Source organism: Metabacillus indicus (assembly GCF_046603695.1).
Taxonomy (GTDB): domain Bacteria; phylum Bacillota; class Bacilli; order Bacillales; family Bacillaceae; genus Bacillus_P; species Bacillus_P indicus.
Map to the genome: position 1 here is coordinate 2,634,458 of NZ_CP176757.1, position 26,107 is coordinate 2,660,564.

Consider the following 26,107-nt stretch of genomic DNA (forward strand, 5'->3'; position numbering starts at 1 on the left):
AACTTGCCTTTTCTGGGGATTTTGTTCCGACTGAGGAGTTGGCCGGTGCAGCTGGACAACGCGAAATGCGGAATCGCCTTGTTTAGCTCCGAAGGACAGAAAAGGATCCGACGGAAAAAGCCGGTCTTGCTTTTTCCGTCGGATCCTTTTTGGCCGAGGAGTTAGGCGATGGAGCTGGACAACACGAAAAGCGGAGCCGACTGTTCAGGCCTGGCAGTCAGATAAGAAATCACCGGAAAAGTCCGATTTTGACTTTTTCGGGGATTTTGTTCTGACAGAAGGACTAGGAGGCGGAGCTAGACAATACGAAAAGCGGAATCGTACCCTCAAAAACCGAAATTCAAAAATTGAGGGTACTAAAAAGCCGGTATCGTGCCCTCAAAAACCAAAATTTAAAAATTGAGGGTACTAAAAAGCCAGATTTGTACCCTCAAAACCCAAAAACCAAAAATTGAGGGTACTAAAAAGCCGGTATCGTGCCCTCAAAAACCAAAATTTAAAAATTGAGGGTACTAAAAAGCCAGATTTGTACCCTCAAAACCCAAAAACCAAAAATTGAGGGCACTAAAAGCCCGGATTCGTACCCTCAAAACACAAAAATCATAAATTGAAGGCACTAAAAAGCCAGTATCGTACCACCAAAACTCAGAAACCAAAGATTGAGGGTACTCAAAAGTCTCCCGCCCCTCTTTTCCGGGTGACCCTATGGAGCTGCTGGCCCAACACAAAAGGCGGAGCCGCTAAATCAGACCCTTGCCCCCCCACAAAAACCCCCGCTTGGCATCTCCCCCAATCCTCCTTATAATCAGGATAGAACGAGGTGGAACATGAACGAAAAATGGATTTTGAAGATGATTCTGCAGTCTTTTCAGCAGTATGAGCTGCACGGATCATTGAGTAAAAAAGAGGAAGAAGAACTTGTTGCAAAAGTGATGCAGAAGCGGGCGCAGGAGGATTCGGAGTGGTTTGAGACGGTCGAAGATGTTGTGTACGGGTTTGTGACGAATCAGGAATTGTAGCAGAAAAAAACAGCCTGCCTTTGCCGGCAGGCTGTTTTCACTTTTTGGATAATGCTTTCCCCGCGAGCTTTTCAAACACGCGCGGCATGAGCTGATAAAAGCTGCTGCCGGCATTCATCCAGCCGGGCAGGTTGATTTCGCGCTTTTCGGTCATCATGGCGCTGACAATTTTTTCAGATACTTTATCAGGATCAAGCATAAAGCGCTGAACATTTTTTACGTACGTTCCGCTTTGATCTGCAATATTGAAAAAATTCGTCTGGATCGGCCCCGGGTTGACGGATGTGACGTGAATGCCGGTGCCGGCAAGCTCCATCCGGAGGCTGTTTGTGAAGCCGAGAACCGCATGCTTTGTTGCTGAGTACAGGCTTGATTTTGGTGTTGCGAGCTTTCCGGCCTGTGAGGCGATGTTGATGATATGTCCGTCATTCCGTGCTCTCATCCCCGGCAGGACCATTTTGGTGCAGGCAATTAGTCCGAATACGTTCACCTCAAACATGGAGGTCATTTCATCCAGTGTAGCCTCTTCCACTGTGTTAAAGATGCCGAAGCCGGCGTTGTTGACGAGCACATCAATTTGAGGGACACTGTCCAAAATCCGGGCGAACGTCTGCGCGACAGCGTCCAGGTCGCTTACGTCGAGCGGATAATACGTGCAGGTGACGCCATATTGATCAGAGATTCGTTTTGCTGCTGCGGCAAGCAGGTCAGCCCGTCTTGCAATCAGGATTGGATGTGCGCCGCTTGCCGCTGCGAGTGCGGCCATTTTTTCGCCGATTCCGCCCGATGCACCGGTAATGACGACATAGCGGTCTTTCAATTTTTGATTCATTTCGTTCACCTCATCAAGAGTAAAGGATGTGTACCCCTTCCATTTGACCCTTAATTTCCCCCATCGCTTCGAGATAATCCAGCTGCCCCACCGTTTCTGACATCGTGAGCATCATCTGCTTCTGATAAAGACGCGGGAACAGCCTTTCGGATACTTCAAACGCTGTCATCGGTTTTTCTTTTAAAAACGACAGCACTTCATAGGCGCGTTCTTTTTGTCTTTTCAACCGATATTGTATCAGTTCGTGCGGATTTGCGACAGTTTCACCATGCCCGGAATGCACACTTGAGAGCGGTATTTTCAAAAGAGCCTCAAAGGATTCATTAAACTGCAGCTGCGGTTTCGGCCGCACCCCGCCTTCCATAGACGGTTCCAATAATGGATTTGCAGATATATGCTTCAGGATATGGTCTCCCCCAAACATCATGCCATCCTCAGCCCTGTACAGCGCGATATGCGTCTGAGCATGCCCAGGTGTCTCAATGACGTGCCACCCGTTCATTCCCGGCACAGGGTCCCCTTCTCTGAGATCTGATGAGAGCTCCCGTTTGCATGAATATTTTAGATTTGATACAAATCTTGCGAGGTACGGAAGCTGCTTCTCTTCTACGCCCAACTCGGCAAACAGCTTCAGAAAAAAGGTCTTTTGCTCTTCCATAAATACCTGATCCTGGCTGATCCACGGAGCATTGTAGCGGTGACCAATCACTTCAGCCGACTCGGGCAGATAATCGAGCAGCCCGACATGATCCGGATGGTGGTGGGTCAGAATTACCTGCTCAATGTCTTCCGGACGGTATCCGGCATCCTTCATCTGGGCTGTAAGAGCGGCAAATGCCTCCGGTGTTTTCGGACCGGCATCAATCAGCGTCAGGCGGTCTCCTTTTACAAGATAAACGTTCACATCCCCCACCGGAAAAGGCGTCGGGAGGGTGATAGGGATTATGTAATCTGATTTTAATTTCATACCATCGTCCTCATTTTGTTATTTTTATATATGACTACTATATTCAATACATGTAAAATGAATGCTTATTCACCTATTATTAAGCCTATTTTACACGTTCCCTGCAAACGTGTCATTATTTTCAAATAATTCACCGGTTATTATTGAAAAAATACTCCTTGACAAACGCCTGTCCAACCTCGCATAATGATGAACAACTAATATGCTTTAACGCGCGAATGCTGCAAAATAAATAACGTAATGAGCTGTGAACAGGAATAGTAAATCCGCAATGATGAACAGAGAGTGAAACCCGCCGGCTGAAAGGTTTCATCATCCTCTTGCCGCTTGAACCTGCCCTGTGAGCTTTCAGGCAAACCTGACGCTGCCCCTCGATACGGGAGCATAAGCTGGAGTGATTCACGTCGCTCAATGAAGGTGGTACCGCGGAAACCGTTTCGTCCTTTTTTTACTGGATGAGGCGGTTTTTATTTTGGAAAAAATTTCAGGAGGAAAAAGATGAAAAACATCGCATTTACAGGTGCAGGAGCTATAGCCGAAGCCATCATCAACGGGTTAATCAGCGACGGTGTCTGCCTTCCTGGCCAACTAATTGTCACGAACCATTCAAATGATGAACGCCTTTCATTTTTAAAAGAGTCCTACGGGGTCTCAGTCACCAGAGACAAGCGCGAAGCTGTCAAACATGCCGATATCATCATTCTTGCCATGAAGCCGAAGGATGTCAGATCAGGAATTGAAAGCATACGGGAGCATGTCACAGACAGCCACTTGATTATTTCTGTCCTTGCAGGTATTTCCACTGAAACGATCCAGGATCTGTTCGGAAAAAAATTGTCCGTCATCAGGGCCATGCCAAATACATCTGCAGCCATCCGGAAATCGGCGACCGCCCTTGCCTGCACATCAGAAGTCAGCCAGGCGGAAATGGACGCAGCATCAGAACTGTTCCGCGCAATCGGTACGGTCGTGCACGTATCAGAGAATCAGCTAGATGCGGTAACAGGCCTTTCAGGAAGCGGACCTGCCTACATCTATTACTTAGCAGAAGCACTCGAAGCAGCTGCGGCCGATAATGGCATTGAAGCACACACAGCAAAAGCACTCATCGCCCAAACTTTCCTCGGAGCGGCCGAAATGCTCCTGCACTCAGGAAAACAGCCGGAAGTTCTCAGAAAAGAAGTAACAAGTCCGGGGGGCACAACAGAGGCCGGCATTGCAAGGCTTGAGCACTATGCCGTTAAAAAAGCATTAAGAGAATGTGTGAAAACGGCGACCGAACGCTCTGCCGAAATGGGTGAATTGTTTGCAAAAAACGCTCAAAAAGAGCATACTTGATAAGATAAAGGTGCAGGAAAAAAAGCAGCCTTGTTGAAATAAAAAGAAAACGAAATGTCACATTTACAGACAGGTGGTAGCATGTATACAGTTTTTTCGACCTTCGATGTGCCGGATGAAAAGGCCGAAGAAGTCATTTCCATATATCAGAACCGTTCAAGAATGGTAGATGAAGCAAAAGGATTCGTTGATTTTCTGCTTCTGCAAAACGATAAGCGAGCGGGAGAATTGACGGTCCAGCTGCTTTTTGAAAGAAAAGAAGACTACATGAACTGGGTCAAAAGCGAGGAATTCAAGAAAATCCATGACCTTGAAAAGAAGTATCCTGATCAGGAGCTTGCTGCCGTCATTCCCAAGGTCAAGCAATACAAGGTGGTCGCCCGATGAGCTTTTTCCCTGCGGATCAGATTGTCTATGAAGCAACCGAGAAAATCTATCAAAATGAGCCTTTCCTTCTTGAGAGATTCGGAGAAAAAGGCAAAGAAAAATGCAGAGAAGACAACCATCATCATCTTAAGCACCTTCAAACCGCTTTTGATCTGCAGAATGCACAGGTATTTACAGACTACGCCATCTGGCTGAACGGCATTCTTGTCAAACACGGCATGAAGACGCAGCATTTGATTGATAACTTTGATTACTTGAAAGAGGTACTCCTTGAAATGGAGATTCAGGATCAGGAGAGAGTGTCTGCCTACTTGGCTTACCTTAAAGCCGGCACAGATGCACTATTGAAAGAGAAAGAGAAATAAAAGAGAAATGGGGTGCTCTGTATGAAGAGTTCAGCAGCTTTTGAGTTTGCAAACCTGCTGTTAGACGGCAATGAAACAGCCGCTGTTCAGCTGGTTAAGGACCACAGTCACCTGTCACGGATCCAACTGTTTGAAGAGTTATTCACCCCCGCAATGCAGCATGTCGGGGATTTATGGGAAAACAATGAGATTACGGTTGCAGACGAACATCTTGCGAGTGTTGTGTGCGACTTTATCCTTTCAACCCTCTATCCGCTGGAACAGCATCCGGAGTCAGAAAACAGAAAAAAAGCTATGCTGCTTTGTGTAGAAGGCGAGCAGCATTATCTCGGGCTGAAGATGGTCAACAGCCTGTTTGATCAGCAAGGGTGGGAAACTCATTACCTGGGGCCCAACCTCCCGCTTGAATACGCTATAAAAAAAGCCGAGCTCTGGAAGCCGGAAGTCATTTGTCTTTCGGTATCCATCGTATATCATCTTCCAAATGTCAAAAAATACATCGATGCCCTTTCTGCCCTTCCAAATCACCCGGACATCCTGCTTGGCGGACGAATTGTCGGCCAGTACGATATCAGTCCTTACTGTTCAGGAAATACAGAAATCATGTACGACCTGAAATCGGTGGACAACTGGCTGAAGAGACACAATAAAATGAAAATCGGCAGCAGGGTTTCAGCTATTCCATTGCTTACAGATAAAAGTCTGACCCGATCATAAAAAAAGCGGCCGGACGACATCCCGTTAAAGGATGGCGTCCGCCGCTTTTTTGCGTTCTGCAAGACGGATACTGGTTTTCAGCCAGACAGGTGAATTCGGATGAGCAAAAATTTCCTCCGCCGTCATCCAGACAGCATCAGAAACCTCCTCTTCGCTTTTCGGATGAGCCGTCCCGCTTTTGTATTCACATAAAAACACGATGTTCACAACATGGAAGCCATCATCTGACTGAAACGATGCACTGTGAACGTAACGGACTTCACCCTTAACCACAACACCTGTCTCCTCTTCCACTTCCCGCTTGACCGTGTTTTCCAGAATATCCATTTCAGCGCCTTCTTTTTCCGCTTTTCCGCCGGGCAGGGAAAGCAGCCCTGGGGCGTGCTCTTCCCTCATGCTGCGTTCAATGATGAGCCATTTGTCTCCTTTAAAAACGGCCCCTTCTGCATTTACGATGAACATGCTGTTTTCCCGTCCCTTCATTCCTCTGACTGCTTACAAAGCCACTCAACTGCAAGCTTCTCCACTTCATCAAGATGCTCCATAAAACTGTGTGAAGCTCCATCAATCACCTCAAGTATTGAGGCTTGGGGCAGCCACTTCATTCCCCTCTTAGACGTCTCTAAAAGCATTCTTTCTTCTTCGTCCGCATTCCCGTGTATGATCAGAACCGAACAGGCAACGGCCGACAGCAGCTCCTTCTGGTTCCCCTGTTCAAAATCAAGCAGCATCTGCTGATCGATAATGATTTGTTTACGAGGACCGGAGGAAAGATGCTCTGTAATCACTCCTGTTTCTTGAAGCTCTCTCATTTGCTCGGCTGTGAAGTGATTATTCCAGTCGTAAGTATGCGGACCTGTTGACGCACCTGTCAGAATCATCGTACTCACTTCTTTTGAATAACACATCAGGCAGATTCTGCTGCCAAGGCTGTGACCGTAAAGGACAATTGATTGAAAGCCGCGTTGTTTGGCATACTTCATCACCGACTGAAGATCATCCTTCTCTTTTGCCATTGTCAGAGTATCGTCATCACTCTCGCCGCAGCCGCTGAAATCAAAGGCAAGCACGTTCCATCCGAGTGACTGGAAAACAGCTGCAAACCGGTTGAACCGGCCACGCGATGACTTGTCCGACGTAAACCCGTGGCACATGATGACAAGTCTGCGAGAATCGGCTTCATATAAATGGCCGATGAGGGTAAGTCCCCTGGAATTTTCCAGTTCAATCCTGATGTAATTCATCACTCTCTGCCTTTTTAAAAATTTGTTTCAATGTATAGTTCAGAAGCTCAGGGCACGTTTCAAAGGAATACGGCAAATGAAGGCGCTCTGTCCACTTATGCGGGTCCTTTCCGTAAGGGCCGACGTTTAAAACAGGAATATCCAGCTCTTTTATTTCATCAAGCGGCAGCTTATAGTGATCCCCGTAGATTGGCATATTGGCTGTCAGTTCTCGAATCGACTCCTCACTGTCACGCAGCTGAAGAAAGCTCAAATCCGAAAGCCCCGCAAAGTACTCCTGATTCACAAGAGAGATTCCGAATTTGCTGCCGGCATAGCTCTGCACATCCGACAGAACATCCTGGATAAACGCGTCCTCTTTAGATGAAACAGATGGATAAAACGGCGGACTGTAAAACACAACGATTAAGGGAGCAAGCTCCTTGCACAAACCAGACAGACCGGAAACGATCTTATTCGTAAAATGACGGTCATCAAGATCACCGCGGTTGGCTTTTAAATACCCAATATGCCTGTTGACTTCTTCTTCACCCACTTTTTGAACGGCATAGGCAAGCAGTTCGTCATAGGACATGACCGTTACCCGGTAGGATGCAGGCGTATAGCCGACAGACCGGCTGTAATGCTTAGCCTTCTCATCATAAAACTTCTCCACCCTGCGCGCTGCGGCAGAGGCTGTATTCATCAGCATCCCGTGCAATTCAAGCATGCTCCGTTTCATCGTCAAAATGTTGAACAGCGAAACGGCCTCATGTGGAATCTGCACCGAATACTCCTCTTTGAGGTCTTTTTGCATAAGGTTCATCGGCGGCGGCGTCACTTCTCCGCCGGTCTTTTCCGAATAGTTTTCATTCAGCTCAAGCAATCTGTTCAGCTCGGAAATGATTAAATTCGCGTTCAGTCCAGAAAAAGGCTCGCCTACATGCGTTTCCACCCCGCTGCAGTAAAACCCGGCCAGCACTTTTCCGATCGACCCGCTGTACACATAGAAATTCTCATCATTCGGATACCTCGAAAACATCGGCTCTGAATTGACGCATGCCGTGTAGGAAAGACCGTATTTTTGTTTCAGCTTTTGAAGAACAGGCACAGCCCCGAGCATCCCTGCTGAATTTACTTCTTCATCAGGAACCGTCAGCAGGAGCAAATTCCCGTCAAACTCACCGTTCATCGCCTGCTCAAGCATGCCGAGCTGAACCGTCAGTCCCGCCTTCATATCCATAGTTCCGCGGCCAAACAGCCAGTCGCCTGTTTCAAGATCCTCTTTCACCGGCTGCGGAAGAAGATTCGCCGAGTTCGCAAGTTCCTTTGTCAGCTCGTGCGGCCGGAAAGCAAGATGCTCAAGATGACCGTAATCCTTCACATCCACCACATCGAAATGGCTCATCAGGATAACCGTATCTTCCGTTTCTTTTTTGCTTTTAACAAAAGCCGTCAAAAAATAGCGGCCGTCTTCAAGCGGATGCAGTTTCACATGATCCGGATGTTCTTTGAAATAAGGAAAATCATTCAGCACATAATAAAGATGCTGGGCAAGGGCAATCTCATCCTTTGATCCCGTGATGCTCGCAAGATTAACTAGTCCTGTTAAAAGCTCTGTCAGCTGCTGTTTCGATTGCCATTTTGCTGTCATGATGAGACCTCCTAAAATAGATGCTGCTTCTATTCTAAAGAATTTTCACAATTTTTAAAAGAGGGTCATTTTGAATATGTGGAGTGGATTTGGAGGAGTGAATTTGCAGTTTTGCTACCCTGTATTTTCGGTACTTCTGATTATAGGGATGCATTTTATCTTTTTGGTACCCTTTATTTTCGGTGCTTGCGATTATGGGATAGCATTTTCCCTTTTTACTACCCTATATTTTCGATGCTCGAGATTATGGGATAGCATTTTCCCTTTTTGATACCCTATATTTTCGGTACTCGTGATTATAGGGCAGCATTTTCCCTTTTTGCTACGCCATATTTTCGGTGCTTGAGATTATGGGATAGCATTTTCACTTTTTGTTACCCCATATTTTCGGTGTTTGCGATTATGGTGCAGCATTTTCACTTTTTGCTACCCTGTATCTCCGGCACCCCTAATTATAAGGATGCATTCACTCAATGCTCCATCGTCAGGCAACTTACATGAAGTCTTACCGCAAAGCTGATATACTTTTTTTATGAATTTCACTCAGGGAGGCAATTAACATGAAGAATCACTTATTTACACCATACACCGTAAAAAACGTCACACTTAAAAACCGGATCGTGATGTCTCCGATGTGCATGTACTCTTCACACCGCGAAGGCGGAATGGTCGAGGATTTTCATATGACCCATTACATTAGCCGCGCCATTGGCGGTACGGGGCTGATCATGATTGAAGCGACATCTGTTACGCCTCAGGGCAGAATTTCACCGCAGGATCTTGGCATCTGGAGCGATGACCATATCGAAGGTTTGAAAAAATTAGTTGACGGCATGAAAGAAAATGGCGCCAAAACGGCGATCCAGCTTGCACATGCCGGAAGAAAAGCCGTGCTCGAAGGCGAGATTGTCTCACCATCCGCCATTGCATTTAATGAAAAAAGCAAAACACCTGTCGAGATGACAACAGAAAAAATTAAAGAAACCATTCAAGCTTTTAAAGACGGAGCAATCCGTGCGAAAAAAGCTGGATTTGATATCATCGAGCTTCACGGCGCACACGGATACTTAATCAACCAGTTCCTCTCACCGCTTTCCAATAAGCGGACAGACGAATACGGCGGCAGCAAAGAAAACCGCTACCGCTTCCTGAAAGAAGTTATTGATGCTGTTAACGAAGTCTGGGACGGACCGCTGTTTGTAAGAGTATCTGCAACAGACTACAACCCTGAAGGACTGAACGTAGAAGATTACGTGGATTACTGCTCATGGATGAAAGAACAGGGAGTCGATCTGATCGATGTCAGCTCAGGTGCCCTTGTTCCTGCAGACATCAAAGTCTTCCCTGGCTACCAGGTGAAATTTGCCGAGCGCATCCGCGAAGGAGCCAGCATCGATACTGGAGCTGTCGGCCTGATCACAACCGGAACACAGGCTGAAGAAATCCTTGGCAACGGCCGCGCAGATCTTATCTTCCTTGCACGCGCCCTGCTCCGTGACCCATACTGGCCGCGAACTGCAGCAGCTGAACTTGGCGTTGAGATTGAAGCGCCTAAGCAGTATGCGCGCGGGTGGTAAGCCTTAGTGTAATGAGCTAGAAATATATAAGCACGCAATTCAGCACCGCTTTTGGCGGTGTTTTTTTGCATGCGAAAAAAATCATTTGAAATGAGTTGAAGGGGCAGATAGACAATGAGAAGCAATAAATGATAAACAATCCATTTTATTTAGATTGGACTCTTTTTTATCATGGTGTTCACACTAAATATAAATATTGTAAACCCAACAAAATTTATCAGCATATTTTCTGTAAAACCCAGATCATCAAAATTAATACTGGCCAAAAGCACTCCGATAAGCATTAGAAATAATGCAAACATTGTTTTCAACTATCTTCCCCTCTTTCTTCTGCATGGGCTTATAGATTGAACTTTTAATCTTCACAATTTTTCATTTCGTCATACAACGCCTGCAAAGTTTGTAAATTGATTAACTTACCATTGTCCGCTTTTTAAAATAAATCACTTCCGGATCTCCATCATCCAAATTTTCCACAATGCCGCTTTCAATGAACCCATTTGAATGAAAGACTTTATGCATATCTGAATTAGATTGATTCGTTGAAGAAAAAACTTTCTCTGTTGCAGATGACCTCACCATATAGTCAATTAGCAAACTTGCAATTCCCCTGCGCCTCTTGGATGGAGACACAATAATGAGAGAGATAAACGCACACTCAAAGAAGCTGGTATCATGAATAAGAAACCCTGCAATCTCCTCTTCTTCCTTAGCAATGAGACACTGTCCATTCTCGATAGCACGTTTTATGATTTCCCGTCTGCTTGAATTATCAATTACCTCACTGTCTATTTCTACTAACCTATTTAAGTCTGCGATATCTGCAGCAAGCACTCTGTTCATGTTTTCGCTCCCTTAAAATTAGCAACTCTTAATACTACTTTACAGACTTATCCATTTCTATTTTCTGAACACAATCTGCAATCACTTCGCATTTTTTTATTGCCCAAATGTAATGACTGGACGTGTTTGCTTCGAAATAGCTGTAAAGATTACTTGTTTTTGTCCACTTATAGTATTTTTTCATCATGATTTCTTTATTTGTATGTAAGTTGATTAAGTCCATTATTCTCCCATGGCTTAACTTCACTTTTTTTACGGCTTGATTTAACGTAACTTCCTGATACCCTTCCCAGATTTTCATGTTGAGCAGTTTTATACTGCTCCACTTATAACCGGGTGCTGGCATAAAAGGCTGATCCCCATCCATGCCTTCCCGGTACCATCTCTCAAGCATGGCATGCCATTCATAAAGATGCATCAATACATCGCGAAAATTTTTGTCTCGCTCATGAGTATCAATAGAAATCGTTCTTTTTCTGGCAGGAACAGACTCAATGATTTCGAGCAATGAACTAAAATACGTGTCGCTATTTAACAATAGAATATCTTTCTCACTTATCGAAGTCATACTAACCTCCTTATTTACGCCAAATTATGTTCCCACTTCTTTCTCAACCACTTATCGTTCTGCCCCTACTGCCCCATGCAGCACACGCATAGCCTGCAATGCATGCTGACCCCAATGAGATTCAAAGGTGAATTTCCAATGCCATGTTGCTTCCGGCCTTTTATCGTTTTGAAACAGCAGAATACCTTCCTTTACATCTCTGTAAATATCTTGAAGATCATCATTTAAACTGCATGCGACAGGTTCTTCATCCGTGTATGGATCAAACAAGGCCCAATAATTGGCCATATCTCCAAGATTGATATCCGGTAAAGCAAAATGCAATGCAGTAATCTCCTCTTCAGCAAGGTTAGATTCTGGAAGAGTCAAAGCTGCTGCGTACAATGATGAAATCGTTTTAAGAAGGTTGATTACTTTATCTGACTCAGTGAATACTGAGAAATTTTCTATCAGATGACAGTATTCTGATGCCTTGTTTAAAAATGCTTCCGCTTCTTTTACATACATTTTCTCTAGGTAACCTGCCTTCATTTAATAGTTTTCCAGTTCCGTTTCGAGATCCTTAAGTAGATTATCTATACTTACCGCTGTCGTTTCGTTTCCTAAAGGAAAAATAGATGGGTTAATGCCATCCTTTTTCATGCCTGTAAGCCAATTTTCAATAAAATCATCTAAGGTGATTGACCTTGCTTCATATGATGCCCACTCTTTTACAGCACTGATTTCTGCAAATTCTTTTTTGGGAAAAAACGGAATGAATAAGTTCCCATCTTCATCCCTGGAAGTTGCCCAGCCGTCGTTGAACAAACCCCAGACTTCTTCATAGTCAGTGACTTTTTTTATAAAATACTCATATCTTACATTTGATGGTAGCTTATTAACTGCGTTAATTTCTGCATTATTTATTTTAATCATTCCTTACCGCGAAATGTCTCCATATCAAAAAGTAACTCAGGATGTCACATTCTATGCTTTTTCTAAAATCGCCTTAACAAATTCCGTTTTTTCATCTGCATATTTATGTTTATCATTCGAATTTGAGTTTGCTAATGCAAGCTTCAGCTGTTCATATTCCTTTCTCTTCTGCTCGTTCTCTCTCAAATAATCTCTGAATCTCAATTGTTCTGCCAAGTATCTATTATGTGTTTCGTACATATGGATCTGGTGTGTTCTCGGTTCTCCTTTATTGAAGTAATGCCTTTCCGGTAAAACGTTTGTGCCTCTGTAAGCGTAACCTATTTTCTTCAGGGCAGGTGCACACTTTTCTCCGTCTGAAAAATCATGTATTTCTACAGCTATGTCAATGATAGGCTTTGCACTAAGACCTTCAATGGCTGTACTTCCAATATGGTGAACACGATGGATGTAAGGACCAATCAATTCTTGAATGCGCTGCTTTTCTATTTCAAACTCTTTTTTCCATTCGTTCGTCCATGGTACTAAGAAAACTTCACCTCTGGGTAATCCGAGCATGTTGCATCTCCTGTCCATAAAACTCAAAACTATTTTTCTCTATGTCTTCCCCTTTATCTGTAGACTTGATAATAATATCAAACCGCTCGCTGTACGGATGCATAAATAACTTGTACTGTATCCGGCGCTGATTATGAGAGAAGAGCAAGTACTCTTTATCCGTTCCCCGTTCAAGAACATCCCGGTCCATTCTTCTGACCAGTTCTGTTTCGTCATCCGTATAAAAATAAATGTACAAATCATAGAGTTCCGGGTTCGTGAAAGCAACAGCCATTCCCTCGACAATTGATATCCTTTTCTTTGAATCAATCAACATACTTTTAGAGTAAGGTGCATCGATTGTAAGAAAATCTAAACCCTGCCTGATCATCTGCACATCTCTTTCCAATGCAGGCAGATGATGAGCGGCTGGGTGGCAGGCCGTCATTTTAAAGGAGTGATTTTCGTTTCCATAGCTATAGTCAATCCGGGCATGTTTTCTAACACCTGAACTAATTATGTATGGATCCGTATTCAGGTAATTGACATCTTTTTTATTCAGTGCAGCCAAGAGTTCAGTTGCGAAGGTTGTTTTTCCAGCGGCTCCGTGGCCTGAAATGCCAATTATGATTCTTTTCTTTGTACTTCCAGTCCACTTTAAGATATTCTCTGTTAATTGATTCATGTCTTCAACCCTTCAGTAACGTATATAAACTAATAAAAAATGCGAATGAAAAGTACAATTCCATAAAGAGGTATGCCGACAATCAGCATTCCTGCTAAAAAGTAACAGATACTTTTAAAGATACCCTTGAGAAAATCAGAAATTGCTCCTGCAAAATCATCTATAAAATGCTTCATGACTCACACCTCCCATTCAATAAAATAGAATTCAGGTCACTCTTGAAAAGCATTAATCGAACGAGAAAATGCTTATTAAATAGTCGATTCTGGAGAATTACTATATAAAAAAGTTCTGACTCCACTTTAGCATAATTATCCAAATCTATAACAGTACTTCTTTTCAATGTTATCCATTAATTTAAACGATATTTGACAATCTCTCTGTTTTACACTATTATCATTACTGATAACAATAATAATTAAGGGTGAGAACAGTGACCAAGGCCAAGATGGATTTAATCCTGCATCCTGTCCGAATGCAAATTATCCAGCAACTCTCCAGGAATGATGCGACAGTGAGCCAGCTGAAAGAATGGATTTCCGATATTCCCCAGGCAACTCTTTACCGCCATTTAAATATTCTTAAGGAAAATAAGATTATTTTTGTAAAAGAAGAACGCAAAATAAGAGGCGCCGTTGAGAGGACTTATGCGATTGAAAAGCAGAATCCTGTGGTGTCTTTGGAAGAGCTGAAAAGTATGTCCGGTGAAGAACATCTGAATATGTTTATGACCTTTTTATCCAACGTGACCGGACAGGCCAAAAGTTATTTGCTTGCGAATCCCGATCTGTCCAATGATCCATTTGGATACAGCCAAATTGATCTCTACCTCACAAAAGAGGAAGTTGAGGATTTATCTAAAAGCATGAATGAGCTCCTGAGCCGTTTTATAACCAATAAACCTTCCTCGCAGAACGAGAAGGTTACTCTGATTCAAATGCTTTTACCAGAGCCCAAGAATAATAAAGGAAGTGCTGACTAACAATGTTAACCCGTTTTTATCGTAAAGTGTTTGAATTAAACGGCCATCCTGCGGCTGCAAGATTACTTAAAAGGTTTGCACAGTCTAAAACCAGTAAACCTTTCACAGGTTCATTTTCAAGACTGTATAAATTAAATTTACAGGAAGCAAGCAAAAATCTTCAAGACTATCAGTCTCTTCACGATCTTTTCACCCGTGAATTAAAACCGGGTGTCCGCCCGATTGCAGGAGAACAGGATGCGTTCGTCAGCCCGAGTGACAGTGTGTTGTCGGTGGTTGATCACCTGACTCCTGAAAGCAGGTTTGTTGTGAAGGGACAGGAATATACAGTGGAAGAGCTGCTTGGGTCTAAAAGCGAGGCTGCGGTATATTCAGGCGGACAAGTGCTGATCTTTTATTTAAGCCCCACTGACTACCACCGGGTTCATGTCCCAATGGATGCAGTGGTTGAAGACGTCTATACATTGGGGAAAGAAGCGGCTCCCGTTAATACAATCGGCTTAAAATACGGACTCCGCCCGCTGACGAGAAATTACCGCCTGGTGACGAAATTCAACGCAGCCGGAGTACCATTTGCACAGGTAATGGTCGGTGCTCTAAATGTAAATTCCATTGAAAGAACAAATCATCAGCATGATGTACGCCGCGGCGACCCATTTGGCTACTTTTCATTCGGCTCAACTGTTGTGATTTGTGTGCCGAAAGGACATCTTGAATTTACCGGAAAGACAGGACCTGTTAAAATGGGCGAGCAAATTGGCAGATGGAAATCTGCTGGTGACATGCCGAAGCTGTAATGTCACGCCGTCTAATTAAATGTACAAAATCTTAAAAAAGCAGCCAATGGCTGCTTTTTATCGTTAAATATAGATAAATCCTAACACCTAACATACTTCCGCTTAAACCCAAGCCGCCCTTTATCCAGTTCCTTATGGATCGTTTCAAAAGCATTCAGAGTACTGCTTTTTTTCGTATCCCGCCTGATTTCAACTGTTCCGATTGCCTTGGCCGTTTCAACTGCTTTTTCACTCAGCGGTATATACGAAATCCCGACCGTGTAAACAAATTGATTCATGGCATATTTCGCTCGTTCCGGCGAATCATGAATGGTGTTTTTGACCTCACTAAGCATCGCCGCAATTTTGCTTTCTGAAAATTCATGGTCCTTGCGGTTTCCAAGCAGCCAGCAGTAGCAGCTCCAGCCTGCAGACATTTTTAACTCTTCCCCGCTAGCAATCCACTTATCTGCCACATCCTGCGCAATATCTGATTCTGATAATGTCACTGCCACCACATAGTCCGAAATCATATAAAAATATGCTGCATCGATCCAGCGGTCAAAGTCCTCTTCTGTCATGGCTTTTGGATCTGCAATAATCCCGGCAAAATACATCGCATCATAATTCCCTGTGGCATACAGCTCTTCTGCGAGTGCCTGATTGATTTTAATTTGCTTGGCAATTGGTTTCATCGCTCCAGTTGCCACACCAAAAAGAGGTTCCTGTGCCCCATTTGACATGTACATTTTCTTTGTCCGTTCCTTGCCGAGGGATTCAAGCTCCTGCATAACCGTTTTGGCATCCATTGTTTTTGCACGTCCTTTCATATCTTTAAACGATTCTATTTGAGTTTTTGTTCGAGCAAAAATTTATGTTCATTCACTAGCTTCCATGTCGAAAATGAATTATTCCCAATCATTCCTATGATTTGATATAAATGAAAGGTCTTTTTGATAATGTTCAAGATGGCCTTCTTCGATCATTTTCTGAAAAGCAAGATGACCTTCACCTGCTTCTCTTTCAATCGTTTTGCACAAGCCTTCGATTCGCAGCAGAACGATATCCAGAACATCTTCTTCAAACGTCTTTCCGTATGAATCAAAGAACAAGTTTATTCTCCGCTTAATCCTGCTGGCATGCTCCGATGCTTGATAATAAACCTTCTCACCTGTTTCAGAAAGATAAAATCTGCTTAGCGGAACGCATGTATAAAGAGTGTACGCAATGTCCCAAATTCGCGGACCAGGTCCGGCGACATCAAAATCAATGATTCCGATTGGACGCTGGTTATTAAAAATGATGTTATATACCGCAAAATCATTATGACAGAGTACTTCATATGGCTGAGGAGTGTTATCAAGCGGTTTCCAGCTGCTGTCGAATGGAAAATCACTGACAGCATCATGATAGAGCCTGAGCATTTTTGCTGTTTCTTGCAAAACCGCATCTGACCACATGTACTTTTTCAGCGGATAATGACCGGCTTCGCCTTCAATAAAGGTTAGAATCTCTCTTCCTTTTTCATCCATGCCAAGATATTTGGGAGCATACTTAAACTCTTTGTCTTCCAGATGTTTTAGTAGTGAATGAATCTTTCTGCTATTTGGCTTGCATTCCCGTCTTACTGTCTGTCCTGAGCGGTATACACTGGACACGTTGCCTCCAGTGAGCAATTCTTCGTTTGAAAGATTTGACAAAACGAGGCATCTCCTTCTTTTCATTATTTGCGGGTTGTTTCCTATCCCTTTATTATTTCTCCCCTATGGCATATCAGTCGTCATCCGATGCTTCCCGCAATGAAGACATGCAAAAAGATGGACGGTCATGTATGAGTTCATAGCTTTCTTTAATTCATCTACTTGATAATCGTACTTATCAGCTTCCAGCAGTAAATCCTGCTGCAGTTCCTCCTCCAGGTGACTGATAGTACGCCAGTTTGAAGCTCCTTTATAAGCGCAAAAGTCATGGCAGTGTTCTAGCCAGGAAATTTCCTGCCAGGAGCGGATGGAAGGGGTCCGCATATGCAGTTCCTTCACCTTTAAATCATCGTCAAATGTAGCTGCATAGGGCTGATTAAAGAAAACCTCATACTCGTCCCCGGCTCTTCCGGATGCAATGCAATGAACACAAATCACATCCAAATCGTCTTCTCCGTATGCTCCTTCATGAAAGATATAGCCTTCCTGACTGCATACCTCGCATGTATCATGATAAAAAGACAAAGATCCGCTTTCATACACATCTGGATGATAAGTAAAATGAGGAAGGCCCAGTGCAGTTTTAAATTCTTTGATTTCTTTTTCCAAGTCTGTGAGACTGACAGTCCATTTCTGATCTTCTGTTTCCTTGTAAACCGTATAGTCAGCACCGGCACTCACCAGATCAATGATTGCTTTCATAAGAAGCATTCTATCATATTCAAAATCCTCCGCGCGGTAAACCTCTGTTTTCTTACTAACGGCTTTTCTGAAACTTTCAAAATCATTGGCAGGCAGGACATGGCTCACCCGGGAAAAGAATGTCCCCTTTTGATTCTGCTGCCACTGGGATAAATCAATTTCTAAAATAAATGAATTGGACATATCGGTTCCTTTCTTAGGCAAACGGCTTTACCTTACTAATTGAAAAAGAAAATATAGATCTCCTGAACAATTAAAGCTAGAAGAGCTGTAATTAGAATATCAGATACAACCCATTTCATTTTTCTTTTCTTATATCCAGAATCAGAAAAATACCTGATTACATAAAATGCGGTAAAATGCCAAGCAGTTCAATAATCCTCAATCCCCTTGTCCTCCAGCCTTCAGTTGTTTCAAGAGTGTATTCAACAAAAAAAAGCATGAACCCTTCTTGGGACTCACGCTTCGGTAAAATCTTTCAGGATTTTCTATTAATATATGCTTTCTGTTCTTCGCCTAAAATCCCTTTTAGCCAGCAGTCTTCTTCTTTCTGTTCGAAAAAAACGAAACCATCAGAGCAATCAAAAATCCCGGAATTGCATAAATCTGAATGACAAACAAAGACCAGCTCTTTGTATCATATCCTGACCCCTCCGGTCCCCCTGGCGGCAAAAGAAGTCCAATGAAGCAAATCACAAGATACACCACCACTGGCGGCATAATTATTTCTAAAAATTTCATTTCACATCCTCCTTTAGTGTAATTTTACACTAAATGGACGTAAATGGAAATTATTTTTTGTAAATATTAGTAATTATTTCGCCGTATGGAAGCCTTTGATTGTCCGCCCCGTTTTCACGAGTGTGCCCTGCACTCGGATTTTTTATATAATGGGCGGGTACTCTTATAAAAAATCTTTCAAATACTCTACTAACTCACTCTCAACTTCTTCAACCGATTCATCAAGCAGCTCACCACTTATGGTACTCCCGGGAATCTTCTTTAAGGTAGTCAGTCCTAAAAAAGACCGATGGCACTCCCATATTTTAATTGTATGTAAATCAATAAGTTCCCCGTTTTCTTCAGAAACGCCCACCCATACAGAAGAACTGTAATCAGGTGTAAAAGGGTCGTTTCCTTCTTTAGAAAACTCGCCATGAAGATCCAGTTTCTTTTCTGCAAAAACAGATTTATTTTTCACCAGCAACCTTTCTATCAGTCTCTTCATTGCGGTTTCAGCCGTTATGATCTTGGTTAATAAAGCTTCTGAAAAATCCTTTTGGTGAACTTTCATCTCACTCACCCGCTTAGCTTTAGATTTGAGCGATGCTGCATTTCCATTTTATCACAGCTGAACAAAACACAATATAAAAACAGGATGCTTGTTTCGCATCCTGTGAACCGGTTTATTATGCTACAGAAAACACCCGTTTTCTCCAGTCATTCTCCTCTTTTCTGACACTCCGGGCAGTAATACAGCCGCCTGGACGAAGCGATGATCTTCACAATTTCCGTTCCATCTTTGCGGCAGGGCCTTCCTTCGCGGTTGAAAACCCAATGGCGGTACTGGGATCTCTTTTCACCCTGTTTTTTTAGTTTTTCGGCAAGCTCCAGGTCGTTTGTGATTCCTTTGTGCCTGTAAGATTGAACTGTGATGCTGATGATGGCTTCAGCGGCTGCGCGGAGCTGTTCCTCTGTGCAGTCGACGGGACGCATGTCCGGATGGATTTCTGACACATACAGGATTTCGCTTCGCAGGTAGTTTCCGATTCCGGCGACAAATCCCTGATCTAAAAGCAGAGCTGACCATCTTCTCCGGAAAAAGCGCTTGTCCATGAAACGGGAAAATAGATCCTCAGGCGTGATGTCGTCGTTCAGTACATCAGGACCTGCCTTGCAGATGAACGGATGAGCCGGCACTTCACTGTCTCTGAGAACCTCAATGTCAGAGGCGCTGTAAAGTAATGCCGACTTTTTCTCGTTATGAATGGCGAGTCTGAGGATCCGGTTTGTTTTTGGATATGTATAAGCATTGCGGACGACCCATTTTCCGTACAGCTGGTTGTGGGAATAGATGGTGTAGCCGTTGTTGAAGCGGATCAGCATGGCTTTGCCCTTTGTCTCGACTTTTTCTACACGTGCTCCTTCAAACAGAGGTTCATAATCTTTTAGATGGTCAAATGCAAAGGACACCTCTCCTACCGGCAGCGGAAGAAGAGCTTTTTCAATCTGGTCGGCTGCACGCCGGATTTCCGGCCCTTCTGGCATTCAGCAGCACTCCTTTCTACTTTGTAAAATATCTTTTGTCATGAAGTGTACCCTCATGCAGCGGCCTTCAAAACCAGTCAATATGCAGGCAAAAAAAAAGAAGCCTTAGAGCTTCAGCATTAAAATCCTTTTTTATTCAGAACAATGACACTGTTTTTCAGCGTTTTCACGCCTTCTGGCATCAGATCTTTCTGCTGGTAATACCAGAGGATTTTATCCTGGAGATTATGTTTTTGCGCTACTTCCTGTTCAAGCATGACACCGATTTCAAGGGTGCGTGCCGGTGCTCCGTTTATATTCACTTCAAGTGACCCTTCGGCATCGGATATAAGGCCGTAAATCATGGAATTATCATACACATGGTAATCGATGAGTTTTTGATCGGCCTTCATTTCCTGCTGGGGGCTTGCTGATATTGCGCCTGTCTTCCACCCGTAAATACCTTGTTTCATAAATGCCGTACCGAGCTGATCGTTTTCATCGATGAAGAAATAGAGGGCTTCGTCGTTGATATTGTAGGCTGGAATGATGACTTCCATATCCTGCTTCGTCTGTTTGAGAGCTTCAAGGGGTTCGTCGTAGGAGTGAGAGATTTCTGTCATGGACCAGATCACAAATGCCAGGCCAAAACAAATGAACAAGCCTAAATAAATGCGGTATTTATTCATCCTATTCCCCCTTCTCTTTCTGTCTTCTTACCTTTTTATATTCTAGGTCTTTGTGCTGTATTCCTTTTGAGTCAAGGAGAAATCATACGAGGGATTTCGCTAATTCCGGGCAAGAAAAAAGGAACTTCATCAAATTCCGATGAGTTCCCTGTGAATTCTTACTTTGTTTCGCGGTGCACCGTTACTTTTTTAAGGCGCGGAGAATATTTTTTCAGCTCCAGACGGTCAGGATTGTTGCGCTTGTTCTTAGTTGTAATGTAATTGCGGTCCCCTGACTCTGTGCATTGAAGTGTAACGTTGACTCTCATGATTGTTCCTCCTAAAAATTAAAACGTAATAGTTACGATTTGATAAGAACATTCTATCTTCTCTGCCCTAAGTTGTCAACTCCATATCCGGCAAATCTTTGTTTCTCCATCATTTAATTCAATGTGGAAAACATCCGGATTGCTCATCTTCATCATGAGGTCATATCCATAGCTTTCTTCAAAGTATCTAAGCAAAAGCGCAGAAAGATTTCCATGACTGACTAAAACGATGTGCCCCTCCTCAGCTGAAAGCAGATCGCCAAGCAGTAAGCTTACCCGCTTCATGCCTGACTCATTTGATTCTCCACCGTCGAAAGAGAGGGTAAAATTAGCAAACGTTTCCTTCAATTTATCTTTCCAGTCTGCCATATCTGTTCCGCTCATGACCCGCTCTGCAAGTCTGTCGTCCCGTTCCACTTCAAGTTCGCGCGCAGCAGCAAGTGGCTCAGCGGTTTGAAGGGCACGGCGAAACGGACTGGAGAGAATCCTGTCTATTTTCTTCCCTTCGAAAAAAGAAACAAGCTTTTCAGCCTGCTGAAACCCAGCTTCGGTCAGAGAGGCAGAAACCTCCTGACCGTGAGCCTGGCAGTGGCGGACCAAATAGAGGTGTTTAGCTGTCATGTCTCTCCACCTCAAAACATGAAAAATCTTCAGCAACAGAAGTATTCGGGAAAATAGCAGATGCTTCGCTTAGGAGAGTATGCTGATCCTCATTCTGATACCGGGCGCTGATATGGGTCAAAACCAGTTTTTTCACGCTTGCATTCAAAGCAGCTCTGGCGGCCTGAGTCGTTGAAGAATGAAAATACTCATACGCAAGCTGTTCATCCTCCTTGCCGAAAGTGGATTCATGAACAAGGAGATCGGCATTTGCTGCGAGCTCCTCTACTTGAGGGCATGTTCTTGTATCACCAAGGATCGTAACGACTCTTCCTTTTTTAGGTGCGCCAAGAAAATCCTGCCCGTGCAGGGTTCGTCCGTCCTCAAGCATGACCGATTCCCCATCTTTCAGTTTCTTGTAGAGCGGCCCGGGCTGAACACCCGCTTCTTTCAGCTTATCCACCATGAGCATGCCGGGCAGATCCTTTTCCGTGATCCGGTAGCCGTAGGAAGGAACACCATGCGATAACCTTTTGGCCTCAACTTTAAACTGGCTGTCTTCAAAAACAGTCCCGTCTTCAAATTCCACAATTTCAAGCGGATATTTTAAATGCGTATAACTTAATTTCAAAGAAGCTTCCACATAGTCTTTTATGCCGGGTGGGCCATAAATGACAATTGGTTCTTCCCCTCCCTGAAAAGAGCGGCTCCCAAGTAAACCCGGAAGTCCGTAAATATGATCCCCGTGCATATGAGTAATGAAAATTTTCTCTATTTTTCTCGGTTTAATGCTAGTATGTAAAATCTGATGCTGCGTGGCCTCCCCGCAGTCAAACAGCCACACCGCCTGCCGCTCCTCAAGCAGCCGCAGCGCAACAGACGTAACATTTCTCGCTTTTGCCGGCATACCGGCACCTGTCCCCAAAAACAGCAAATCCATGAAGCCTCACCTCATCCGCTTTCTAGTAACTCTAGAATACATGAAAACGGGGAAAAGTTGAAGATTGGAAAGAGTTTAGATGGGAAAAGACATCTGTGCTGTACCATTTTTCATCAAATTGAAACTTACTTGTTCTTTATTCGTATAAGTACTGGCAAACAAAAACTGAGGAGGAACATCGGTGAAATCACTTACAAAAAAACGGACAAAAGCGATTTTAATAGACCTGGCAATCTCAAGCGCAGTGACAGCTGGAGTTGAGTATTTCCTGCGCAAAAAAGTAAAAAGCGAAGCCGTACATACGCTGATCACACCGACTATCGTCATGTGGACACTTGAGTACACACAGCTGCGCAAAAGAGGTCAAACCGTTGGCTATAAAAAAATGGGGCTGGTCCTTGAAAATGAGGATGGTTCAAAACCGACTTCCCGCCAAATTATTAAGCGCATGGGCTACAGGGATACATTGAGTACACTTGATTACATAAAAAGCCGGAAAACGTTCGAAGCCGAAGAAGGAGCCGTCTTTCCACATGATCGCTTTTCGGGGACAGAAGTTCGGGAAGTGTAGAAAACAAAAAGATCGGTCGCTACCCATGCGGACCGATCTTTTCACTCATGCATTCTATTATTTTTTGAAATGACAGTAAACATCCCCGTCATGTTTGGTGAATAATCTTTAAAGTCATATTTTTCATAGAACGGTCCTTTCCCCTGCGAAGCAAACAAACCCACAAACGCCTTATCCGGAGCATTCTGATTCAAATATTCGGTCAGCATGTTCATCAATTCTTTACCAATACCGCTTTTTTGATAGTCCGGATGAACCACCAGATCTTGAATATAGAAATAGATTGCGCCATCGCCAACAATTCTGCCCATACCTATCATGCGGTCTTGATCTTTTACGGTAACCCCGAAAATAGAATTCTTTAAAGATGTTTCTGCGACTTCAAAATTCATATGCTCGGTCCATCCCACCGATTCGCACAGGAATTTGTATTCTTCAAGTGTCGGACAGTTTTTTTCATACGTATATTTTTTCAATATGTATCCTCCAAAACATCATAATAAAAGTTCTCAAATCTAAAAAAATGAGCTCATTATACTTTGCTGCTTTAGCGCTAACCCCCATCAAAAACCATTATGCTATAATTTGGTTATTCACCAACTATATTAACATACAGGGGTAACGACTATGACAAACATACAAGATATTTTAAAACTGGATTTTGCCTATCTGGAAACCTTCACTACCAGGACAGACACGGATTGGGGATCTATGTTCTGCAACGAAAATCAGCCTTCCTATTACGATGCCAATCATGCTCATATCGATCAGGTTTGTGAGCAGCCTCAACTAGTTATTGATGAAGTCATGAAATTCTACCAATCTAAAAAAATCATTCCAAGGTTTTACATCTACAACTTGGAAGCTCAACAGGAATTGGTCAACATGCTGAAATTGAATCAATTTGGATTTGAAGAATTAATCAGTCCTGTCCAATTGTGGGATCAAGTGATTTCGGAGAAAGAAATGGATGAGGCAGTTTCTATTGAAGTGGTCACTAAGGACAATTATTCCGAAGCATTGGACATAGAGTGCAGCATTACCGAATTTGGAGGCAAAGCAGTAAGGGAAAAGGCTTTTGAAGAAGAATATAACCATCCAAGCTTTGTTCACTATATTCTCCGCTATAATGGGGAAGCCTGTGCAACAGTCTGTCTTTTCATCAGTGGTCAGCAGGCAAGGATGGAAAGCGTAGCCACTCTGAAAGAATACAGGGGCAGAGGTTTAATCGGCGAACTGATTCATTACATACAAAGAGAGGTCGCCAGACAGGGCCTGGAAATGCTCTGGGTATTTCCGATTAACGAAAAAATTGAAAAAGTGTATCAGAAATATGGGTTTAAGACTGTTGCTAAACTGAAGACAGGACATGCTTTTTTAGGCGGAAGAAGTATTAAAGACATCCAGGGATGATGCTAGACATTAGCCTCCGAATATTTTTCATCACCAAGCGCTTTCCTATATCAGGATCAGCGCTTTTTTCATTTCATGCAGCATCCAAAGGTTTAAAATGTTTTTTCACTTAAATCAATTACCTATTTTCCATTATTACTGTCACCACAATAGTGGATGACACATAGCATAAGACAAATAGTGTAAGTCATACAGTATGTAAAAACGAGGTGGGTGAATGAGCACTTTATTGAATTCATTATCGACAGAGCTTAGGCGAGGAACGCTGACGTTGGCCGTTTTAAGTCAATTGTGGACACCCCAGTATGGATATTCACTTGTTCAGTTATTGGAGGAATCAGGCATTACCATCGATCAAAGCACCTTATATCCATTGCTTCGGCGTTTAGAAAAACAGGAATTAGTCACAAGCAGCTGGGATACTTCCGAAAGCAGGCCGCGCAAATATTACGTATTAAGCGATTATGGACTGGAAATCTTTTTGACGCTGAAACAAGAATGGCTTAAAAATACGAAAGAACTTTATCGTTTGGTAAAAGGAGAGAACGAAGATGAATGTGATTGAGGTTTATATATATGAAGTCACTCGCAGACTGCCTGAAAAAAACCGACAGGATATTGCCCTTGAGCTGCGGTCAACGATTGAGGATATGCTGCCCGATGGTCACACTGAAGAAGATGCCTATGCGGTTCTTGAAAAATTAGGGAATCCTGCAGCATTAGCCAGCGGATACCGGGATCAGCCCATGCATCTAATTGGACCGCGCTATTTTGATGTGTATGTCTCTTTGTTAAAAATGATCTTGCCTATTGCTGCTGCTATTTCCCTGATAACGGTTATAGCAGAATATGTTATAGGGTTTCCCCGCGGAGAAACAATCATTGATGCCGTATTAAATATAACTGGTTTCGGTATTTGGAAAATGATCGAAGTTAGCATCCACACCTTTTTCTGGCTTACTCTTGTTTTCGTGATTATTGAAAGAACAGATAAAGGAAAAGACCAGCAGCCATTATCCGCAAGTTTGAAAAAATGGACACCTGATGATCTGAGGAACATTCCTTATATCCCCAAGAAAAAAGCCATTACAAAACCCGAAATATTTGGATATTTGATGTGGACGGCGATTTGGGCAGCCCTATACTTTCATGCCAATCATCTTTTGGGTATCTATGAAGGCGGCAATGAGGGACTCAAATTCCTAATTCCAGCCTTGAATCAAGAAGTATTGCTTCAGTATTGGCCAATCGTTCTCGTCATCATTGCCCTCGAAATAGCGTTATCTCTATACAAACTAATCATAGGACAATGGACAAAAAGAATGGCTCTCTTTACTGCTGCTCTTGAACTTATCGGAACAGGTGTATTCCTTGTCATATTAAGCAATTCAAAGGTAATGAACCAAGAATTTATTGCGTATATGAGCCATTTATTTAACACTACAGCTGTGCAATTTCAAACATGGCTTGTAGGAAGCGCGATCATCATCTATATGCTGTCTGCAGCATTCAATGTGTTCAATGGATTTCGCAAGGCTAGAATCCGTTAATT

Annotated in this window: 35 protein-coding genes; 12 read left to right on the forward strand and 23 right to left on the reverse strand. The window is 43.3% G+C overall.

Features of this window, described 5'->3' with window-relative positions:
* The first annotated feature begins 827 nt into the window (after positions 1–827).
* On the forward strand, positions 828–1,019 hold the full coding sequence (locus ACK1LH_RS13440; protein ID WP_411333337.1) for a YqzH family protein: 192 nt from the start codon (positions 828–830) through the stop codon (positions 1,017–1,019).
* A 37-nt stretch (positions 1,020–1,056) separates the two neighbouring features.
* On the opposite strand, the gene ACK1LH_RS13445 is transcribed toward ACK1LH_RS13440, so the two are convergent.
* A complete protein-coding gene (locus ACK1LH_RS13445) occupies positions 1,057–1,851 on the reverse strand; it encodes an SDR family NAD(P)-dependent oxidoreductase (protein WP_035206905.1) in 795 nt (264 codons plus the stop codon).
* A gap of 13 nt (positions 1,852–1,864) precedes the next feature.
* A complete protein-coding gene (locus ACK1LH_RS13450) occupies positions 1,865–2,818 on the reverse strand; it encodes an MBL fold metallo-hydrolase (RefSeq protein ID WP_411333338.1) in 954 nt (317 codons plus the stop codon).
* Positions 2,819–3,316: 498 nt separating this feature from the next.
* Between ACK1LH_RS13450 and proC the strand changes: the two genes are divergently transcribed.
* The 4 genes from proC to ACK1LH_RS13470 all read left to right on the forward strand — a co-directional run bounded on the left by proC (position 3,317) and on the right by ACK1LH_RS13470 (position 5,625).
* A complete protein-coding gene (gene proC / locus ACK1LH_RS13455; protein WP_411333339.1) occupies positions 3,317–4,156 on the forward strand; it encodes a pyrroline-5-carboxylate reductase in 840 nt (279 codons plus the stop codon).
* Positions 4,157–4,237: 81 nt separating this feature from the next.
* On the forward strand, positions 4,238–4,543 hold the full coding sequence (locus tag ACK1LH_RS13460) for an antibiotic biosynthesis monooxygenase family protein (protein ID WP_029280018.1): 306 nt from the start codon (positions 4,238–4,240) through the stop codon (positions 4,541–4,543).
* On the forward strand, positions 4,540–4,908 hold the full coding sequence (locus tag ACK1LH_RS13465) for a hypothetical protein (protein ID WP_411333340.1): 369 nt from the start codon (positions 4,540–4,542) through the stop codon (positions 4,906–4,908). The genes ACK1LH_RS13460 and ACK1LH_RS13465 overlap by 4 nt, the downstream gene beginning before the upstream one ends.
* A gap of 21 nt (positions 4,909–4,929) precedes the next feature.
* Positions 4,930–5,625, forward strand: coding sequence for a B12-binding domain-containing protein (locus ACK1LH_RS13470; protein ID WP_411333341.1), 696 nt, complete (start codon positions 4,930–4,932; stop codon positions 5,623–5,625).
* A 24-nt stretch (positions 5,626–5,649) separates the two neighbouring features.
* Here ACK1LH_RS13470 and ACK1LH_RS13475 read toward each other — a convergent pair whose 3' ends face one another.
* From ACK1LH_RS13475 to ACK1LH_RS13485, 3 genes are read right to left on the reverse strand one after another with little or no spacing between them, the layout of a single operon-like run.
* Complete coding sequence (locus ACK1LH_RS13475) at positions 5,650–6,087, reverse strand: NUDIX domain-containing protein (protein ID WP_411335100.1); 438 nt, start codon at positions 6,085–6,087, stop codon at positions 5,650–5,652.
* Between the two features lie 17 nt (positions 6,088–6,104).
* Entirely contained in the window at positions 6,105–6,869 is a 765-nt protein-coding gene (locus ACK1LH_RS13480) for an alpha/beta hydrolase (RefSeq protein ID WP_411333342.1), read from the reverse strand.
* Positions 6,850–8,502 carry a M20/M25/M40 family metallo-hydrolase gene (locus ACK1LH_RS13485; RefSeq protein ID WP_411333343.1) on the reverse strand — a complete coding sequence of 551 codons (1,653 nt, stop codon included), beginning with the start codon at positions 8,500–8,502 and terminating at the stop codon, positions 6,850–6,852. The genes ACK1LH_RS13480 and ACK1LH_RS13485 overlap by 20 nt, the downstream gene beginning before the upstream one ends.
* 560 nt (positions 8,503–9,062) lie before the next feature.
* Here ACK1LH_RS13485 and namA point away from each other — a divergent pair.
* Positions 9,063–10,079, forward strand: a complete 1,017-nt coding sequence (gene namA, locus ACK1LH_RS13490; protein WP_411333344.1) for an NADPH dehydrogenase NamA — start codon at positions 9,063–9,065, stop codon at positions 10,077–10,079.
* Between the two features lie 411 nt (positions 10,080–10,490).
* On the opposite strand, the gene ACK1LH_RS13495 is transcribed toward namA, so the two are convergent.
* The 7 genes from ACK1LH_RS13495 to ACK1LH_RS13525 are packed head-to-tail and all read right to left on the reverse strand — an operon-like array spanning position 10,491 to position 13,803.
* Positions 10,491–10,922, reverse strand: coding sequence for a GNAT family N-acetyltransferase (locus ACK1LH_RS13495; protein WP_411333345.1), 432 nt, complete (start codon positions 10,920–10,922; stop codon positions 10,491–10,493).
* A 34-nt stretch (positions 10,923–10,956) separates the two neighbouring features.
* Positions 10,957–11,490, reverse strand: a complete 534-nt coding sequence (locus tag ACK1LH_RS13500; protein ID WP_411333346.1) for a ClbS/DfsB family four-helix bundle protein — start codon at positions 11,488–11,490, stop codon at positions 10,957–10,959.
* Between the two features lie 51 nt (positions 11,491–11,541).
* Positions 11,542–12,021 carry a DUF5063 domain-containing protein gene (locus ACK1LH_RS13505; protein ID WP_411333347.1) on the reverse strand — a complete coding sequence of 160 codons (480 nt, stop codon included), beginning with the start codon at positions 12,019–12,021 and terminating at the stop codon, positions 11,542–11,544.
* Positions 12,022–12,405: a DUF2750 domain-containing protein gene (locus ACK1LH_RS13510; protein ID WP_411333348.1), complete on the reverse strand. Its 384-nt coding sequence runs from the start codon at positions 12,403–12,405 to the stop codon at positions 12,022–12,024. It lies immediately after the preceding gene.
* 51 nt (positions 12,406–12,456) lie between these two features.
* Positions 12,457–12,963, reverse strand: a complete 507-nt coding sequence (locus ACK1LH_RS13515; RefSeq protein ID WP_411333350.1) for a GrpB family protein — start codon at positions 12,961–12,963, stop codon at positions 12,457–12,459.
* Positions 12,941–13,627: a uridine kinase gene (locus ACK1LH_RS13520; RefSeq protein ID WP_411333352.1), complete on the reverse strand. Its 687-nt coding sequence runs from the start codon at positions 13,625–13,627 to the stop codon at positions 12,941–12,943. Before ACK1LH_RS13520 ends, ACK1LH_RS13515 begins: the two co-directional genes overlap by 23 nt.
* 29 nt (positions 13,628–13,656) lie before the next feature.
* Complete coding sequence (locus ACK1LH_RS13525) at positions 13,657–13,803, reverse strand: hypothetical protein (RefSeq protein ID WP_320155998.1); 147 nt, start codon at positions 13,801–13,803, stop codon at positions 13,657–13,659.
* A 257-nt stretch (positions 13,804–14,060) separates the two neighbouring features.
* Between ACK1LH_RS13525 and ACK1LH_RS13530 the strand changes: the two genes are divergently transcribed.
* Positions 14,061–14,609, forward strand: a complete 549-nt coding sequence (locus ACK1LH_RS13530) for a helix-turn-helix domain-containing protein (protein ID WP_411333354.1) — start codon at positions 14,061–14,063, stop codon at positions 14,607–14,609.
* Between the two features lie 2 nt (positions 14,610–14,611).
* Complete coding sequence (locus tag ACK1LH_RS13535; protein WP_411333356.1) at positions 14,612–15,406, forward strand: phosphatidylserine decarboxylase; 795 nt, start codon at positions 14,612–14,614, stop codon at positions 15,404–15,406.
* 80 nt (positions 15,407–15,486) lie between these two features.
* Here ACK1LH_RS13535 and ACK1LH_RS13540 read toward each other — a convergent pair whose 3' ends face one another.
* The 10 genes from ACK1LH_RS13540 to rnz form a co-directional block, all read right to left on the reverse strand.
* The gene (locus ACK1LH_RS13540; RefSeq protein ID WP_411335101.1) at positions 15,487–16,194 is read right to left on the reverse strand and encodes a DNA alkylation repair protein; all 708 of its coding nucleotides are present in this window, start codon (positions 16,192–16,194) and stop codon (positions 15,487–15,489) included.
* Positions 16,195–16,293: 99 nt separating this feature from the next.
* Positions 16,294–17,085: a phosphotransferase gene (locus tag ACK1LH_RS13545; protein ID WP_411333358.1), complete on the reverse strand. Its 792-nt coding sequence runs from the start codon at positions 17,083–17,085 to the stop codon at positions 16,294–16,296.
* A 63-nt stretch (positions 17,086–17,148) separates the two neighbouring features.
* Complete coding sequence (locus ACK1LH_RS13550; protein WP_411333360.1) at positions 17,149–17,970, reverse strand: CbrC family protein; 822 nt, start codon at positions 17,968–17,970, stop codon at positions 17,149–17,151.
* Positions 17,971–18,315: 345 nt separating this feature from the next.
* Positions 18,316–18,528, reverse strand: coding sequence for a DUF4017 family protein (locus ACK1LH_RS13555; RefSeq protein ID WP_411333362.1), 213 nt, complete (start codon positions 18,526–18,528; stop codon positions 18,316–18,318).
* Between the two features lie 163 nt (positions 18,529–18,691).
* Positions 18,692–19,081, reverse strand: coding sequence for a hypothetical protein (locus ACK1LH_RS13560; protein WP_411333364.1), 390 nt, complete (start codon positions 19,079–19,081; stop codon positions 18,692–18,694).
* Positions 19,082–19,227: 146 nt separating this feature from the next.
* Complete coding sequence (gene nei / locus ACK1LH_RS13565) at positions 19,228–20,055, reverse strand: endonuclease VIII (RefSeq protein ID WP_411333366.1); 828 nt, start codon at positions 20,053–20,055, stop codon at positions 19,228–19,230.
* Between the two features lie 119 nt (positions 20,056–20,174).
* Positions 20,175–20,723 carry a hypothetical protein gene (locus tag ACK1LH_RS13570; protein WP_203287861.1) on the reverse strand — a complete coding sequence of 183 codons (549 nt, stop codon included), beginning with the start codon at positions 20,721–20,723 and terminating at the stop codon, positions 20,175–20,177.
* A gap of 158 nt (positions 20,724–20,881) precedes the next feature.
* Entirely contained in the window at positions 20,882–21,031 is a 150-nt protein-coding gene (gene rpmG / locus ACK1LH_RS13575; RefSeq protein ID WP_029279966.1) for a 50S ribosomal protein L33, read from the reverse strand.
* 75 nt (positions 21,032–21,106) lie between these two features.
* Entirely contained in the window at positions 21,107–21,652 is a 546-nt protein-coding gene (locus ACK1LH_RS13580; protein ID WP_411333369.1) for a histidine phosphatase family protein, read from the reverse strand.
* Complete coding sequence (gene rnz, locus ACK1LH_RS13585; RefSeq protein WP_411333371.1) at positions 21,642–22,571, reverse strand: ribonuclease Z; 930 nt, start codon at positions 22,569–22,571, stop codon at positions 21,642–21,644. The genes ACK1LH_RS13580 and rnz overlap by 11 nt, the downstream gene beginning before the upstream one ends.
* 181 nt (positions 22,572–22,752) lie before the next feature.
* On the opposite strand from rnz, the gene ACK1LH_RS13590 reads away from it, so the two are divergent.
* Positions 22,753–23,142: an RDD family protein gene (locus ACK1LH_RS13590; protein WP_411333373.1), complete on the forward strand. Its 390-nt coding sequence runs from the start codon at positions 22,753–22,755 to the stop codon at positions 23,140–23,142.
* A gap of 41 nt (positions 23,143–23,183) precedes the next feature.
* Here ACK1LH_RS13590 and ACK1LH_RS13595 read toward each other — a convergent pair whose 3' ends face one another.
* Positions 23,184–23,618: a GNAT family N-acetyltransferase gene (locus ACK1LH_RS13595; RefSeq protein ID WP_411333375.1), complete on the reverse strand. Its 435-nt coding sequence runs from the start codon at positions 23,616–23,618 to the stop codon at positions 23,184–23,186.
* Positions 23,619–23,769: 151 nt separating this feature from the next.
* On the opposite strand from ACK1LH_RS13595, the gene ACK1LH_RS13600 reads away from it, so the two are divergent.
* The 3 genes from ACK1LH_RS13600 (at position 23,770) to ACK1LH_RS13610 (ending at position 26,105) form a co-directional block, all read left to right on the forward strand.
* Positions 23,770–24,555 carry a GNAT family N-acetyltransferase gene (locus ACK1LH_RS13600; RefSeq protein WP_411333377.1) on the forward strand — a complete coding sequence of 262 codons (786 nt, stop codon included), beginning with the start codon at positions 23,770–23,772 and terminating at the stop codon, positions 24,553–24,555.
* Positions 24,556–24,772: 217 nt separating this feature from the next.
* Entirely contained in the window at positions 24,773–25,120 is a 348-nt protein-coding gene (locus ACK1LH_RS13605) for a PadR family transcriptional regulator (protein ID WP_411333379.1), read from the forward strand.
* Complete coding sequence (locus tag ACK1LH_RS13610; RefSeq protein ID WP_282032827.1) at positions 25,107–26,105, forward strand: HAAS signaling domain-containing protein; 999 nt, start codon at positions 25,107–25,109, stop codon at positions 26,103–26,105. Before ACK1LH_RS13605 ends, ACK1LH_RS13610 begins: the two co-directional genes overlap by 14 nt.
* The last annotated feature ends 2 nt before the right edge of the window (positions 26,106–26,107 follow it).

Coding starts and splice junctions, on each gene's coding strand:
- ACK1LH_RS13440 (WP_411333337.1), top strand. CDS start 828: ATGAACGAAAAATGGATTTTGAAGATGATTCTGCAGTCTTTTCAGCAG.
- ACK1LH_RS13445 (WP_035206905.1), bottom strand. CDS start 1,851: ATGAATCAAAAATTGAAAGACCGCTATGTCGTCATTACCGGTGCATCG.
- ACK1LH_RS13450 (WP_411333338.1), bottom strand. CDS start 2,818: ATGAAATTAAAATCAGATTACATAATCCCTATCACCCTCCCGACGCCT.
- proC (WP_411333339.1), top strand. CDS start 3,317: ATGAAAAACATCGCATTTACAGGTGCAGGAGCTATAGCCGAAGCCATC.
- ACK1LH_RS13460 (WP_029280018.1), top strand. CDS start 4,238: ATGTATACAGTTTTTTCGACCTTCGATGTGCCGGATGAAAAGGCCGAA.
- ACK1LH_RS13465 (WP_411333340.1), top strand. CDS start 4,540: ATGAGCTTTTTCCCTGCGGATCAGATTGTCTATGAAGCAACCGAGAAA.
- ACK1LH_RS13470 (WP_411333341.1), top strand. CDS start 4,930: ATGAAGAGTTCAGCAGCTTTTGAGTTTGCAAACCTGCTGTTAGACGGC.
- ACK1LH_RS13475 (WP_411335100.1), bottom strand. CDS start 6,087: ATGTTCATCGTAAATGCAGAAGGGGCCGTTTTTAAAGGAGACAAATGG.
- ACK1LH_RS13480 (WP_411333342.1), bottom strand. CDS start 6,869: ATGAATTACATCAGGATTGAACTGGAAAATTCCAGGGGACTTACCCTC.
- ACK1LH_RS13485 (WP_411333343.1), bottom strand. CDS start 8,502: ATGACAGCAAAATGGCAATCGAAACAGCAGCTGACAGAGCTTTTAACA.
- namA (WP_411333344.1), top strand. CDS start 9,063: ATGAAGAATCACTTATTTACACCATACACCGTAAAAAACGTCACACTT.
- ACK1LH_RS13495 (WP_411333345.1), bottom strand. CDS start 10,922: ATGAACAGAGTGCTTGCTGCAGATATCGCAGACTTAAATAGGTTAGTA.
- ACK1LH_RS13500 (WP_411333346.1), bottom strand. CDS start 11,490: ATGACTTCGATAAGTGAGAAAGATATTCTATTGTTAAATAGCGACACG.
- ACK1LH_RS13505 (WP_411333347.1), bottom strand. CDS start 12,021: ATGAAGGCAGGTTACCTAGAGAAAATGTATGTAAAAGAAGCGGAAGCA.
- ACK1LH_RS13510 (WP_411333348.1), bottom strand. CDS start 12,405: ATGATTAAAATAAATAATGCAGAAATTAACGCAGTTAATAAGCTACCA.
- ACK1LH_RS13515 (WP_411333350.1), bottom strand. CDS start 12,963: ATGCTCGGATTACCCAGAGGTGAAGTTTTCTTAGTACCATGGACGAAC.
- ACK1LH_RS13520 (WP_411333352.1), bottom strand. CDS start 13,627: ATGAATCAATTAACAGAGAATATCTTAAAGTGGACTGGAAGTACAAAG.
- ACK1LH_RS13525 (WP_320155998.1), bottom strand. CDS start 13,803: ATGAAGCATTTTATAGATGATTTTGCAGGAGCAATTTCTGATTTTCTC.
- ACK1LH_RS13535 (WP_411333356.1), top strand. CDS start 14,612: ATGTTAACCCGTTTTTATCGTAAAGTGTTTGAATTAAACGGCCATCCT.
- ACK1LH_RS13540 (WP_411335101.1), bottom strand. CDS start 16,194: ATGGATGCCAAAACGGTTATGCAGGAGCTTGAATCCCTCGGCAAGGAA.
- ACK1LH_RS13550 (WP_411333360.1), bottom strand. CDS start 17,970: ATGTCCAATTCATTTATTTTAGAAATTGATTTATCCCAGTGGCAGCAG.
- ACK1LH_RS13555 (WP_411333362.1), bottom strand. CDS start 18,528: ATGAAATTTTTAGAAATAATTATGCCGCCAGTGGTGGTGTATCTTGTG.
- ACK1LH_RS13560 (WP_411333364.1), bottom strand. CDS start 19,081: ATGAAAGTTCACCAAAAGGATTTTTCAGAAGCTTTATTAACCAAGATC.
- nei (WP_411333366.1), bottom strand. CDS start 20,055: ATGCCAGAAGGGCCGGAAATCCGGCGTGCAGCCGACCAGATTGAAAAA.
- ACK1LH_RS13570 (WP_203287861.1), bottom strand. CDS start 20,723: ATGAATAAATACCGCATTTATTTAGGCTTGTTCATTTGTTTTGGCCTG.
- rpmG (WP_029279966.1), bottom strand. CDS start 21,031: ATGAGAGTCAACGTTACACTTCAATGCACAGAGTCAGGGGACCGCAAT.
- ACK1LH_RS13580 (WP_411333369.1), bottom strand. CDS start 21,652: ATGACAGCTAAACACCTCTATTTGGTCCGCCACTGCCAGGCTCACGGT.
- rnz (WP_411333371.1), bottom strand. CDS start 22,571: ATGGATTTGCTGTTTTTGGGGACAGGTGCCGGTATGCCGGCAAAAGCG.
- ACK1LH_RS13600 (WP_411333377.1), top strand. CDS start 23,770: ATGACAAACATACAAGATATTTTAAAACTGGATTTTGCCTATCTGGAA.
- ACK1LH_RS13605 (WP_411333379.1), top strand. CDS start 24,773: ATGAGCACTTTATTGAATTCATTATCGACAGAGCTTAGGCGAGGAACG.
- ACK1LH_RS13610 (WP_282032827.1), top strand. CDS start 25,107: ATGAATGTGATTGAGGTTTATATATATGAAGTCACTCGCAGACTGCCT.